At 34.5% G+C, this 14,621-nt stretch carries 13 protein-coding genes; 5 read left to right on the top strand and 8 right to left on the bottom strand.

What is annotated here, in order from left to right; genetic code table 11:
* The first annotated feature begins 268 nt into the window (after positions 1-268).
* From ACQH1W_RS06645 to ACQH1W_RS06625, 5 genes are all read left to right on the top strand, one after another.
* On the top strand, positions 269-967 hold the full coding sequence (locus tag ACQH1W_RS06645) for a sensor histidine kinase (RefSeq protein WP_375332701.1): 699 nt from the start codon (positions 269-271) through the stop codon (positions 965-967).
* Between the two features lie 31 nt (positions 968-998).
* Positions 999-2,177, top strand: coding sequence for a hypothetical protein (locus ACQH1W_RS06640; RefSeq protein ID WP_375332702.1), 1,179 nt, complete (start codon positions 999-1,001; stop codon positions 2,175-2,177).
* A gap of 39 nt (positions 2,178-2,216) precedes the next feature.
* Positions 2,217-2,423, top strand: a complete 207-nt coding sequence (locus ACQH1W_RS06635) for a hypothetical protein (RefSeq protein ID WP_375332703.1) — start codon at positions 2,217-2,219, stop codon at positions 2,421-2,423.
* Between the two features lie 188 nt (positions 2,424-2,611).
* Positions 2,612-3,211, top strand: a complete 600-nt coding sequence (locus tag ACQH1W_RS06630; protein WP_375332704.1) for a bifunctional (p)ppGpp synthetase/guanosine-3',5'-bis(diphosphate) 3'-pyrophosphohydrolase — start codon at positions 2,612-2,614, stop codon at positions 3,209-3,211.
* 71 nt (positions 3,212-3,282) lie between these two features.
* A complete protein-coding gene (locus tag ACQH1W_RS06625; RefSeq protein WP_375332705.1) occupies positions 3,283-3,633 on the top strand; it encodes an HD domain-containing protein in 351 nt (116 codons plus the stop codon).
* A 65-nt stretch (positions 3,634-3,698) separates the two neighbouring features.
* On the opposite strand, the gene ACQH1W_RS06620 is transcribed toward ACQH1W_RS06625, so the two are convergent.
* From ACQH1W_RS06620 to ACQH1W_RS06585, 8 genes are all read right to left on the bottom strand, one after another.
* Positions 3,699-5,369: an IS1634 family transposase gene (locus ACQH1W_RS06620; RefSeq protein WP_375332706.1), complete on the bottom strand. Its 1,671-nt coding sequence runs from the start codon at positions 5,367-5,369 to the stop codon at positions 3,699-3,701.
* Positions 5,370-5,587: 218 nt separating this feature from the next.
* On the bottom strand, positions 5,588-9,301 hold the full coding sequence (locus ACQH1W_RS06615) for a hypothetical protein (protein WP_375332707.1): 3,714 nt from the start codon (positions 9,299-9,301) through the stop codon (positions 5,588-5,590).
* A 271-nt stretch (positions 9,302-9,572) separates the two neighbouring features.
* Entirely contained in the window at positions 9,573-10,133 is a 561-nt protein-coding gene (locus tag ACQH1W_RS06610; protein WP_375330755.1) for a hypothetical protein, read from the bottom strand.
* A gap of 54 nt (positions 10,134-10,187) precedes the next feature.
* A complete protein-coding gene (locus tag ACQH1W_RS06605) occupies positions 10,188-11,582 on the bottom strand; it encodes a phage capsid protein (RefSeq protein ID WP_375332708.1) in 1,395 nt (464 codons plus the stop codon).
* A gap of 203 nt (positions 11,583-11,785) precedes the next feature.
* Positions 11,786-12,577 carry a hypothetical protein gene (locus ACQH1W_RS06600; RefSeq protein ID WP_341762731.1) on the bottom strand — a complete coding sequence of 264 codons (792 nt, stop codon included), beginning with the start codon at positions 12,575-12,577 and terminating at the stop codon, positions 11,786-11,788.
* A 3-nt stretch (positions 12,578-12,580) separates the two neighbouring features.
* Positions 12,581-13,504 (bottom strand): Rpn family recombination-promoting nuclease/putative transposase, encoded by a 924-nt coding sequence (locus ACQH1W_RS06595; protein WP_425361022.1) that lies wholly within the window; start codon positions 13,502-13,504, stop codon positions 12,581-12,583.
* Positions 13,505-13,571: 67 nt separating this feature from the next.
* A complete protein-coding gene (locus ACQH1W_RS06590; protein ID WP_341762733.1) occupies positions 13,572-13,853 on the bottom strand; it encodes a hypothetical protein in 282 nt (93 codons plus the stop codon).
* Between the two features lies 1 nt (position 13,854).
* Positions 13,855-14,442, bottom strand: a complete 588-nt coding sequence (locus ACQH1W_RS06585) for a portal protein (RefSeq protein ID WP_375332709.1) — start codon at positions 14,440-14,442, stop codon at positions 13,855-13,857.
* Positions 14,443-14,621: the final 179 nt, after the last annotated feature.

Here is a 14,621-nt window from a genome sequence, read left to right as displayed (position 1 = left end):
TTTAACTTAAGTATTTGTTACTTGATTGTAAATTCGATCTTTTCCGATCACGCTACCGTTCGTATTTTACTTAAGTTCACCTGCAAGGAGGTACCTTAGATTCACTCGGTCTCTTTTAACCTATCACACGATCGGTATCACTCCTTGCTTTTACTCTAGTTCTTTAAAGACTTATTTCAAGATACAATCAGACAAAGATTACGTTAGAAAGCATTCTATAATTGATATTATCAACTGTACGAGAATGCAAATGGAGTACAGCGAAACTATGCTAAAGTTTGCTCAGTGCCATTCACACTTAATTGCTACCACAAAAGTAGCCTTAGTACCGATGATTCCTAATAAATCCAACCCTAGGAAATTAGTAGACAGAGTTATTACTAAATTAGGACTAACCTCTAAATGTAAAGGTATAAGGATTGCAGATAATTTCTACAGTAATATCCCAAATATCCTCATTGTTGATAGTTACCGACTTGAGGCGATGTTAACCCAATTAATTACTAATGCCATTAATTTCACTGAAAAAGGCGGAGTTGTCGTAACTACCAATTTTTTTCCAGCAAGTACTATACTATCACAAATTGATAAAGATTGTGGAGGTGGAGAAGCAGCTATAGAGAGCAAAGATACTTTACAATTCATTGTTCATGATACAGGTATTGGTATGTCTGAGGAACAGCAACAATATATCTATAAGCAATTAAATGGTCTTGATAGTTCTGCCTTTAGTAACTTGACTAGCAAAGCTAGTGGCGAGGAATTAGCGACGGATTCAAACTCAGAATCAACTTTAGAATTAGGTCTAGGTTTAAGTCTAGTCAAACAATTTATTGGTGATCTGAATGGTAAAATTAAGATTAGTAGTCTGCAAGGTAAGGGTACAACTTTTACTTTGCAAGTGCCAGTAACACTATCTTCAACTGAAGAGCTTAATAATGATAACAATATGACTAATAACCGTTAAAAATATCTAATAAATTTGGAGGATAAATATTATGACTGAACTTGTTAAAATTAATAACTTTTATGAACTTCTTGAAAAACTACAAGCTGGTGAAAATGTACCCGATATAGATATTGAATGCTGTAATATTGGTACTAGTGGTGTAAAGCGACTTATCCTAGCTTTGAGGAACAATAACACAGTAAAGAGCCTATATCTTTGCAACAATGCGATTGACGATGATGGAATAGAGCTAATTGCGGATTTTTTGCAAAATAATAACACTGTAACTACAATAGATATTAGCGAGAACAACATTGGCAATAGTGGTATATGTAAACTTGCAGAAGCGATGAAAGGCAATAATACTATAACCCAAATAGATAACAATATTGGCGGTACGGGAGCTTGCCGACTTGCAGAAGCTTTAAAAAACCATAATATAACTGTACTAAATCTTGATGGAAATAATATTGAAGATGGTGGAGCAGAAGGCTTAGCTATGTTTTTAGAGAATAATAATAGTATATATAGGCTATCTCTTGCTGAAAATAATATAGGAGCAAAAGGAGTAGGAGAGCTTGCCAAGGCTCTAAAACATAATAAGTCTATGGAGATACTGGATATTGCGTGTAACAATATTGGTGTAGAAGGAGTACGATCATTAAGTAATCTTCTCGAACATAACGAAACCCTAGCCTCTCTAGATATTGCAAATACTAGAATTGGAGCAGAAGGGGTGGGGCTGCTTAGCAAAGCTTTGCAACATAATAAAGTTTTAAGTGAAATAAATCTTAACAGCAACAATATTGGTCGTAAAGGAATAAGTCTGCTTATCAAAGGACTAAAGACTAATAGCACATTGGATTGTATAAAGCTTAAATGTAACAATATTGATCATTATGGTGCAGCTATACTAGCACGCTTTCTAGCAAAAAATCGCACTATAAAGTACATAGAACTTGAGGGCAATAAGATTTATGATTTTGGGATTGTTAGACTTTTTAAGGCTCTAGAAATTAATAGAGCCATCAAAGAGATAGACTTTGGTTATGAGTATATAAATAATAATAGAGCAATGGAATTAATAAAAATTCTAGAGTCTAATAAAGTTGTCAGCAAAATAACAATGTATTTTAAAGAGGAAACGATAGGTAATGAAGTAGAGCTGTTAATTAAGGCTCTAGATATCCACGACAAAAAACTGATTGGTAGTTTGTCGGTGGTTTAACACTATATTAGGGGAAGAGCAACTACAATATTGGGAACAATGATAGGATATGGAAATAGGATGCCACGTGGGGTGGCATCAAGCACTGAGGTTAGAAGACAATCTATCAAATTACAATCTAACCTCAGTGTCTATTTTTCGCAAAAAAAAACAGGAGTTAATTTTATGACTAACGATGTTAAAAATCAACCACAAATATTTTTTGGAAATAAATATAACAAACTATTGCAAGTATTCTATTATTAGTATAATATGGCTTTATATTTAAAGTATATTTGTTCTCCAAATTATCTAATGGAATGGCAGAATAATAGCTTATGACTCTTTTATGACAAATATGTATTAATTTATTAACCAATTAATTGCTGATAATTGACAAACCAATTGTTAGTTATTAACATTAAAGATTGTGAGTATAGAGTATAATATTAATTATGCAAGGTGCTACTGCTAACGATTTACGTAACATTATAGCTAATATTAGGACTAACCTAAGTAGAAATGGGGTAGCAGCTGAAATACATTACAGATTAAAAGACCCTTATTCTGCTTTAAAAAAGATGTTAAGGAAGAATATAGAGGTGAAAAAATTAACTGACCTAATTGGTTTTAGGATTATTGTGAATAAACAATATGACTGTTATGAAGTATTGGTTACTCTTTACAATATCTATCCTGTTAATATGGGAAAGACTAAAGACTATATTGCTGATCCTAAGGATAATGGTTACCGTTCTTTGCATCTCGTAGTTATAGCTGATATCTATGACCGTAACATAGAAATACAAATACGGACTAGAAGGATGCATAATATAGCCGAATTTGGCATTGCCAACCATGAAGAATATAAAAAAACGCAGGAAGAAAAATTAAGAAAGTTATTTTATGAGGAGAGACTTAATACAGTTGCTATTAATGATGAAATAAATGAAGCCTATGATATTTTTAACCAGTTTAATTGGACTATATCAGAACTCATTGCTTATGAGCAGGCGATTGAAAATCTTTGGCGTAAATTCCAAAATAATTCTTAAGAAATATAACAAAATCATTGGCAATATTAGTGTAATTTAATGTAGAATTAAAATAACGAAAGAGGCATTTCATGGAAGATATTGACAATTGGCAGATAAAGTTTAAATCTTGCGAATATTCTGCTAAATTACTTAGTAAATTGATTTTACTAAATGAAAAAGTAACTCACCCAGTAGATATCAAAGAAATTATCAAAGCTATCTATTATGCTAAGAAATATCATGGTAGTCAAATGCGGCAATCGGGTGAACCATATTACTCACACCCGATTGAAGTAGCTTATATGTTTGCTAGCTATACAACTCAAGCAGTTCACCAATTGTTTAACACTAACATGATCGTTACCAGTTTACTACACGACACGATCGAAGATACAACACTTACCGAAGAGATGATTGCTCCCGACTTCCGCATTTTTTAATAAGGCATAAGCTTAGAAGGGTCATAGTGCTGGGATTTTTAAAATTTAGGCACAACATTATTTTGTTATTTTAAATATATTGCAGCATGGTCTGAACGTTTGATGTTAAAGGTTTTATAGATTTTTCTAGCTTCGTTTTTTATTGCACTTGGTAGTCTATAAAGATCACCAGTCTTTGTATGTCTTAAGATTGAAGCCTGTACTGATATTAATAATTCAACGATGTTAGTTACACTGATCTTTTGGGTCAGAGCAACCTTGTATTCTATAGTTTTAAGCACTGCAAAACTCATATAACACACAGCTATGTGTGCTTCTATCCTTTGTTTAGTCCAGTGAAAAATTGGACGCATTTGTAAATTATGTTTATTGATTCTAAATTGCTCTTCAATTACCCATAATCTAGCATATTTTGCTATTGCTTCATGTGGAGTTATAGTTTGGTCATTGGTGATTACCCCATGTATGCCATCCCACAACGCATCCTGCTCTATCTTCTCTGCGTCAATATAGCTCTTGCCATTTTCACTAGAAGTATATTTTTTTATTCCACTATTAGATATAAGTTTTTTAGTACTACCAGACTCACCAATAGTCTTATTAATTTTATCTAAAATTTTTTGTCGCTCCTGTGCATCATTAATAGCCCTTTTAGATTTATAACTGGTAATTAGACGTTTACCATCATGCTCTAGATCGGCAATCCAAGTAAGATCATTGCCTATAACAGTAGGCTTATAGTTTTCCTCTGATAATATTTCTTCTTTCTTTTCTTTCTTGAGTGTTTTAAGCTTTGCTGCCACAATATAACGATAACCACCTTCATCGAGAGCTTGCAAGTTAGCTTTACTAAACATTGCACGATCAGCAATAAAACAGACATCTTTAACTTTAAGATACGCTTGCCAGCTATTTATTGCTTTAATTAACGTACTAACTTCTGCAGTGTTGCCACTAAATAATTCGTACCCCAGTGGCAGTCCATCCTCATTAGTTGCTAGGGCAAGAACTAATTGCGTAGTATTAAAGCGATGATCTTTACTATAGCCAAAGGCTCTTAGCTCATCTATTTCTACTGATTCAAAGTATAGTGTAGTGACATCAAAAAATACTAGGCTAATCTCTTTATTAGGAATCAGGGTTAGGGTGTTTTTAAAGCATAATTCTTTAATTTTAGGTATTTGCTCATGTAATTTGTCCATCATCCGATAAGTAGCATCTAGATCATGATGCCTGTCAAATTGATCGCTTAAATACTCAACTATCCCTTTTTTACTATTTGGTCTTACCATACGGGCTAACACTAAATCCTTCAGCATCCCAGCGTCACGTTTCCTTGCTAGTAACTGGTTAAAATGCATTTGATCATAAACATGCCCCCCTATTTGATGCACTCCTTCAACAACTCGCTTGACTTCTACAACCTCATTTAGTTTTACTTCGTTAACAGGTAGAATATCTTTTAACAGCTTGTTAGTTGGACGACCTCTTTTAACCTCGTTAGTATCATCAGTAAACAAATTCCCCTGCCCAGTTGCAGCTTCTCTCTCAGCTTTAATCTTGGCAATCAAATCTTGTGCTAGAGCGACTAATTTAGCTTCTTCTACTTCATCTACGAAGACTCCTAAATGACGTACTATACGCTGTTTGACGTTACCTTTACTATCACGATAACCTTCTACTATTTGGATAGATTGCCTTGGACTATTAGGACTTTTTTTACGACGTATGTACATATTAGGGCTATAAAATATGGGGCTATATTCAATTAATTAAATAATAAACAACATCGCAGTTAAAGTCAATAATAAAATATCTACTAGGCACAATAGAACGAGAGTACCACTTCACCTCCTTACTAATGCCACTTATAACAACTAATATCAAAAAATCTGCGGAAGTCAGGGGAACTCGGTCGGAGACCCCTCTGTTGTAGGGGTCTCTTGCTTGTTCATCAATTACCCTTGTAATTTGGTAAAATCTTTGCTTTAGCATAGATTTTTAATATACTAACTGGATAAGGCTTATCGACCTTAAAAGTCACATCAATATCAGTTTTAATTTCTCCGTGCATAATAAAATTCACCCAGCCTGATTGGTAAGGAGTGGCAAATAAGTCACATACTTCTTTAGTAGCTGTTGATGTTGTTAAATATTTCTTATCATTCACCAATCTAATCAACGCATCACTATCTACATATCTACTATTAATATGTTGCCTGTCTATTTGTCCATTATCTAACCTTTCTTCAATATAACCACCTTTACTATTAAAGACTTTTAATCCTAATTCAGCGTCTTTTTTCGGAGCATGCTCGTATTCATCCGGGAATATTAGGGGAAAAGTTTGTAATATCGAAGAATAAGGAAAACCTACCGACAAATGTCTTACTGGATGTTTTAGCTTAATCAGCTCATTATCGATAATCCTTAAATCATGTAATTCCTCATCACCAATAATAGATACAGCAATTTTCTGAAAGATTGGTAATATAGTGGCAATATTGATTTGCTGGAATGATGGTAGGCAGTTACGAGCTATACTACTTAATTCATACCCACCAATATCAGGAAATAGTTTTTTAAAAACTGGAAAATATCTTTTTGATAATAGTAAATATTTCTCTAATTTTATGCTCTTCTCATCTTCAAGGATATCTTTCAGTAAAGCTGGATGAAAGCTCGGCATAATTAACTGACAATACTCAATAATGTTACGCTGCAAATAAGCTAGCCCTTCTTTGAGTTCTTGCATTTGCTCAAATATTCTACTCGCTAATGCCTCAGTATAACCTTCTTCGCTATATATCGATGCTCTAGAGGACGATAATGAGGACTTACGATCTCCGCCCATTATTGGGGCAATTCTGTTTAGTACTTCATCTACAATTCCATCGATAGTTTGACTAAAAATATCAGATAGAATATATTCCCTAACATCTTTGCTTAATGGTTTATCGAGTATGATACTCCTTAAGCATTCAACTATTTCTTCTCGTCTTTTGGAGTTACTAAGTTCATTAATCTTGTTATCACTATGTATTTGTTGTAATTTATCGATTAACTGATTAGTAATGCTTGATAGTTTATCATTTATTTGTTGCTTACTAGTATGTTGATTAAATCCAATAATTTGCTGGTCAATTAATTGTTTGGTTTGCTCACCAAATATATATTGAGTCAGTTCCGGATGAGCGATATTTAGCAATTCCCGGTAAAAATCCACTCTAGTTTTGGCAAAAAACTTTTGTAAATTAACTAGCAGTCCGGATTTTTTACCACTATCCTGCTCGGCATAATATAGCAATATTTTCTTATTGATGCGGCTAACCGCTAGTCGCATCTCTTGTATTTCTCTACTTATTTCAAATTGCAGATCAATATTTTGCTTAGCAGTTGCCATAATATCTTGCACCGTACCAGCAATGAACCTAATTAGTTCGGTATTTAGCTTTTTTATTTGTACACAAATAGTTGGACGAAAAGAAAAAGCACTATTAGGCAAATATTCCATCAAACCACCATCTCTTAAAATAGCTGGTACATCTATTTCATTTAGTAGCTCCACGGCTTCAATGATATCACCACCAAGCCGCTCACCGTCATATAATAATTGCTCGATTGTAACAAAACTTTCAGGATTATTTAAAAATAGATTGTCTAACTCCGCATAAATACGCGAGAATATTCGATGATAGGCAAAAGATACCGCCAAAATATTCATAATCTTCGGTAAATAATTTTGATAATATTTTTGTAAAAAATTCTCTATCTCTGCTCTATGTTCATCATAATTAGCAACCAGCCTATTTTTGTATTTAAAACAATCACTAACATTATCTAGCTTAAGTCTTAGAATAGTTTCTGCTTGAGCTTGTACAATATGCTCTAATTTTGTTATATCACCTCTAAACTCATAAGCACTGTCGTCTTTTAATGCTTGTATGATTGAACGGTAGGCGGCATTCTCTCCCGGCTGTTGGATATTAACATGACAATCGGCATATACTGCTTTGTCCATCACAAAATTATTGGCAGAAAAATAGCGAGTTTGCAGCACTTCTAGATATTCCTTGCTGCTTCTACCAGTATCATCACTTCTCCGAACATGCAAATATAACATATCGCTACTTTCAGCATAGATTGGCGTGATGCCTAATACTTGACCATTACCACCTAGCCAATGTTGTGACCAGCCCATAATTTTTAAATCATGCGAATAGATAAAACTAGCAAAAGAGCCATTTTTTAGCACTGCCACTACCATTGAAAATGGGCTATTACAGCCGACAATTTGTCTGATACCACCAGCAAATATATGCTCAGCATAGGCAGTGATGTCTGATATCTGAAAACCACCTTTTTCTTGGGAATAATACAAACTATTTATTTTACAGCCATTACCTTCAACAAAGAAGATAGTCTTACCGATTACTACTGGTTTCAGTGGTGATATCGGTAACTCAATCTCTTTATGGATTTTGACAAATTCCCCCTTAGCTCGATCTCCTTCTTTGACTAAATAAATGCCATCACTAGTACCTAATAATAATTCATCAGCAAAAGGTACTGACCACAGGACATTATCAAAAGTAGATGAAGAGAAAGTTGCTGAAAAAGCGGTTAATGGGTTTCGTGCTTCTAGTAAGGTTCTATATGCCATCCTAAAATCACTAAAATCTCCCTTATAACTTGCCCAAATTGAATGAATATTTTTATTAACCCCAAAGCACCATAATCGGTTTTCAAAAGTAACCACTGAAGTACAATATAACTTCTCCTTATTGGCTTGGTAGATATTGCTTTGTCCAGCTGACTGGCTAGCTGCTCGTTGGTGAATAGCTTTTAGCTCATCGTTAATTTTGTCTACCTCTGCTCCGTAGATTACTTCATTAAAAGGTTTTTGTATTAAGCGTTCTCTTTGGTCACTTCGTCCTGTCGAAAAATAGTTAACATGACATTTCAATGCTTCAATGATAAACATCTTATCTTTGTTAGGGAAATTGCTGGCTAGCTCATAGCTGCTACTGGACGCTATCTCAGCTCTTTCACCATATTCTACCTGTCTCTTTCTTGCCTGCTCTTCAATATGTTGGTAAAATTGCTCGACAATTTCCGGGTCAATGGAGAATTTAAAGATTGGTCTCTTATCGCCAAAAGAAATATAAGCAATTCCTTGAAACACTACATAAGAAAAATCCTTAGGACGAAAATGAAAATTTTGCCCTTCATCCTGTATAACTTTACTAGTTAACAACAATTCACCACCAACAAAGAATAAGCAACGAGTTTCTAGCTGATGCGATTCAAAAACCAGCAAGTAGGATAATTTCCTTGAGAACATTACTGCTGCCATTTTCTTTGGCACATTATCAGTGAACAAGTGAACAAATTGTGTACCGTGTCTACGCATAATGCCACCTGATGGCAGCAGCATGAAGTTAATCAACTTCTTAACTCCGTTCTGATACAAAGCCAGCTCGGTTCTCCCTTCAATGGTGGGAGTTAGCTCACCACCTGAGAAGTTATTTTTTTGCGAATATACAAATTGCTCTTGTTGCATATATTCTCCCATTCTTTTAAAAATTGTTAATACAATTTTTAAAAGAATGCATAAACAATGAGCTGGCAAAAATTCAAGGCGGCTTTCATTTTTGCCAGCAAACATTATGATTCCTATTAATTATTAATAAATATAACAGATTTTTATGCTCCACTAATATCTGTTCTCATTATTTTTGCAGGATTGCTTATTTTTTTTCACCTCAGTACATTACTATTGCTCACATCCTTTAAAGACTTATCCTTATCCCGAAGGTTATTAGTAATTACCCTAATATTATTTATATTCTACCTATAGTTACATGTCAATCAGTTATTTTCTATTTTTATGCAATATTATTAAAAATTTTTTATTTAAATATTAGTTATAGTTCTCATCATACTTCACCGGAATTAATTAGGTTATAATCAACCGAGTAAATCCTTCTTGTTTCTTCTAATTTGATCAAATATTGTTTCTTTAGTCCATCAGTAAACACACTATCAGAATACATAGCAAATGATACTTGTGAGGCTAACGATAAAGCCGCTAATAACTTAAAGCTGCTTGGCACTTGTTGCCAAATAGTCGTATCATTATTTAGCAAATTATCAACGATGTTTCTGCTATAGTAAAACAGCGAGGTAAGTTTACCCCCTTTAAAGTGAATCTTACCTGCTTCACTGTAAAATTGCAGGTTAGATGGCACTATTACTGCACATTTAATACAATCATTAATATCCGGTATTTCAGTGAAGTTTTGTCTATTACCTTCGATATTATCGACTCTCCGTAAGGCAAATGACCATTTAACCATTAGCACAGTATCTTCAATAGCAGGATTAACAAACTCCTCACATAATTCTTCGGCTTTTGATATCCTGCCACCACCAATGCTACTAATACCAACATTTGATCCAAGTAGTACTACTGCCTTCTTGATAATATCATATTTCACGGTAGTTACACTCAACTACAAATAATACAAATTTTCCATGAATAAATTTTGTAGTTATGCATCATCCTCATTCTCACTCTCAACAATACCACCACCAAAGTTATCGTCCTCAATGTCACCACCACCAACATCAACAGCACCATCAGCAAAATCATCAGCATCAACACCACCAAAATCATCACCAACATCAGCAGCAGCACCGGCAGCCGCTCTTCTCATGTTAAGCCCTCGTACCCTAGTAGCTAAGTTATTGTTAGCCATTACTGCTAAATCATTATCATTGATATCCGCCTTATTATCAACATTACGACACTGACTACCAAACATCTGCCATGGCATTGTTATGCTATGTACACCTCTTCGGTGATTCTTTTTCGCTATTTCTTCCCACAATACCCCTTGATGGCTGCTACGATCGTAATTCTCTAAACATTTAATTACTACTACTGCTTGTTCATTATCACGGCTAGCTCCAAAGGCTTCACTGTAATATAGCACCTTGGCATAATGATATTGTACTAGCTCTTCTATGCCTTTCTTGCTAGAACCGTTGACAGTATTGAACCTTATCGCTCCTTCATTAAAGGCATAGCAATCCTTTACAGCATATCTAGGGTGATTAGCATTCCCAGTATCATCAAATATACCACCCAACATCTCACTAGTAATAAAGGTAAATCCTAAGAAACTATTAACTTCACCACTCACTAAAGCTCTAACGTTATTATAGTCATAATTGGTAATTTGCGGGTCGCGTAACAAGTCGGAGATTTGATTACTTGAACATAGTAAGTATAATTTATCATACATACCAAAAGAGCGTTTTTTTAAGATATGATGAGCTTTAATTAGTTTCTCAACAGTTAGCCCAGCTCTTTTCGAGTCAATGATACCTCTGTTGCCAGCAACTGCAGCTTGAGCATTTAAGGTTAAATTAGCATCAGTAACCCTAATTCCTACCGGTATCACATTATTAGCTACATCAAAGTTAATCACATTATTGCCTGTCCGTCCTGCTCTGACTGGACTGGCAAAAGCACTAATAATTACCCGGTCTTGTTGTCTACCCATTGCCCAACCTGCCATTTTAGGAAAATGTGAGGTGGGGTCGGTTAATAAGTTCAACTTATCATTTCTATCCATGGTAGCGTTCCAATGATAGCTTGATGCCGTCAAAAAGCGTCTTGAAATAGTAGGAATTTTAAATTCTATTTGTTCTAATCTAGCAGGGTCTCCATCATCAGCATAATGTCCATGTAAGCCATTATGATCAATTAGGTGTCTAGCTCTACTCTCGACCTCATGGGTAGTCATTGACTCAAAGCTAATTACTTCAGTATCTTGCGTACCATTAGTAACGCATTTTCGCAGCTTAGAACCTTCTTGTTGAATAACTAGGCTGATATTTTTGGCAAATTGTTCTTTAAGACCATCTGTTATTTGTTCCATTTTTCCTCCTCAAATAATCTATCAATATTTAAAGTGCTATATCATTTATACTAGAATGTGGTTGTTGTCCGCTATGCAGCTAACAAGCTTTCGGGTATATATGCTATTAGTGGCTCTTTTATGATAGGTTATTGCGAAGTTGCAGCCTTAAATGAGTTGTCACCTACTTCATGACTTTAATGATTGGTTGGTTACGTTATTTTTTATTGTTTTTTATCATAAGCGATCTTATATAATTGTTGCATACGTCTAACAGCTTGATCATGTCCCGTATGGTCTTTAGTCCTTAATTTTACCATAAACTCAGGGTCAGAATCAAGTTTTTCTATCTCTGACAATGCAGCTTCCCGGCTATTAATTGCAGGTAGCTCTTTACCAGTTACTAACGAGTCGGATTTTAAAGTTTCACCAACCCTAACTAACAAATCTACTAGGGCTGGCGAGTAATTGGAATCTTCAATTAATTCAGCTAGTTCTTTAGTACCAAACTTAGACAAGGCTGCCTGCATCACTGTCATCTTACTGTCAAAACCTTCACCATAAGTGTTTTTCAACCAACCAATGTGAGAGTGACGTGTTTGCTCGATAGCATTTTTTTGCTGTTTTTGTAAATCCTGCGAAAAACCATACAGAGAATTAAGCAGCTTCTCACCTTGTCTTTTAGATAGTCCGCTTTGGTAAAACATGTCTTCATAACGAGTTAAGTACTCCTCATCTTCCTTGGGTCGTTTATCAGTATATCTCTTATCTTCAGGCAGTCCAAGTCGACAATAAAATTTATGCCATTCTTCATCAGAGCTATCATCTTTTGGCATGGCAATTCGTTGATTCAAGCTTTTCTCTGCTTCCAAATAGCTCTGAGCTAAAGATGAGACATCCTTGAATTTACCCAGTGACTCAGCCTTACGTATTTCCTCAGGCATATTAGCTAACCAATCATTACCAAAGGAATTAGGACTAGTTTCATAGTTATTAGCAGTTACTTCTTTACTCATAGGTTATTCTTCTTTTAACACTTCTATTTCTTTTTTTAACTGTTCTATTTTTTCAATGGTTAGTTTTGTATATTTAACTATTTTTTCTATTGGCTCATTATCAATTAACATTTCTTTTGCTGTAGCTATAGCTTTGTTTTCTTCACCTTTCTCAAACCCTTCTTTCCTACCTTCTTCCCTACCTTTTTGCTCAGCTGAAACTATATAATCACGTTGTTTTAAGGATTCATTGACATATCTATTATAAGCTATACGTTCTTTTGTAGTCATTTTTAGGATGCTAAGTCGTTCAGCTACTTTCTTCATATAAGGTGATTTAAAATCATCTCTAACCTCATTGTGTTTAGCAAAATATAACCATTCATCCATTTCCTTTTTTATAATATCGTCAAAAAGTGGTACGGAAATAACAAAATATTCTGGAAATACATTATGAATATCCACTACCTTACCCTCTGTATCAGCAAGATGCAGGTCTATAGGATGTTCTCTATCGATTTCTCTAAAAATAGTTTTACCGTAATATAAAGGCGATTTCATACCTGCATAAGCAAAATATATTAAGTTGATATGAAATACTTTTTTGATGCTAGCATAATCTTGACTCGCATAAATACTATCAACAATCAACCGGCTAGTATTAAAGCAAGCTTTATGGAGAAACAAGCTAGTATAAGTGCGATCTATCTCAACAATATATTTATGACCTTGTTGGTCTTCAACAACAACGTCAGCAATGCTTTTTTTTAGGTCTACACTTTCTTTATTACTTTCACTCTCCAGTAAGGCAATGATTTTTACTGCTGAATAGCCGCCGACATCTCTAAGTATCGCCGAAATAAATCCCTCGACTATCTCATAGTCACCTTTGTTCTTGAGTAAATATTTAATTGCATAGTCCAACGATATCAGCGGTTTACTGCTCATAAATTATCCTCATTATAAAAAACCACATTTGTCTGTTTAAAAACTATTTTTTTACTATTGTAAACTACTACTCTATTTTAGCACCATCAATATTATTAACTCCATCATCTCTTGACGCTTGCGAGCATATGTATAAAAACAAAGCTCGCATGCCTTCATTGAAAGCGGTGTAGTTGCTTTCTTGCCGTATAAAGTTGCTGTGATACACACCACTTAATTGAGCCAAGTCTTCTAATACTATTCTACCATCTTCTCCACTAAAAATCTGCAAATAAATTGATTTTAATTGCTCTTTTGTCACTATTGTGGGTGGAGATTGAGTTGCTCCCGAGTTAATTGATAGTTTCATTTTATTGTCCTTGTATCTGTTGTTGTTGCAACTGTTGCATTTGCATCATCTTACGTTGTTGTCTGATTTGTAATACTTCTTGTTCACTCTTGAGGATTGAGCTTGGGGCTTCTCGTAGTTCAAAAAATAGTTTAAAACACTCATCCCAGTTAATATTATCATAAATCTCAGGAAAAAAGTTACTTATACCACTTCTTTGGAAAAAACCTAATACTTGTTCAACGCTGGCTATTGCTGATGTTTTTTGTACCCTAGATAGTGGTGAAACATATCCAATCTCTATCTCAGGTGGGCTATTTGCCCCCTCTAAGATCGGTACTCTGTTATATTTGATTAGTGTTTGATATATCGCCATAATTAACGGATTTAACAACTCACTCTCAATTCTTCCAACCATCGGGGACATTAAACGGTATTGTTCTTCCGTTCTAATTTGCACCTCAGTGGCAGTCATTTCTTTGTTTTCTTTCTGCATTCTGAATATATCAACATAGAATGCCTTAAATATAGCATCGCGGCATTGATTCTGCTCGATTTCAGTCGGTAGGATATTCTCCATACCAGTTAGGGGCATTATTTTATCTGCCATACCGTTACGATAGAAATTAACACTGCCCGGCGTAGTGTATAGCGGTAAGTAATACTAATTCCCTAATTTAATTTAGCAAATAATTCATACAACAAATCGATTTAATTAGTGAGGCACTTAAATTTTTAAGGCAGGAACATACTACTATTTCTAGTTGTTCGATTGTGTCATATACTCTA

This window comes from Candidatus Tisiphia endosymbiont of Stenodema calcarata (assembly GCF_964030695.1).
Lineage (GTDB): Bacteria > Pseudomonadota > Alphaproteobacteria > Rickettsiales > Rickettsiaceae > Tisiphia.
This window is presented reverse-complemented; position numbering and strand designations above follow the sequence as displayed.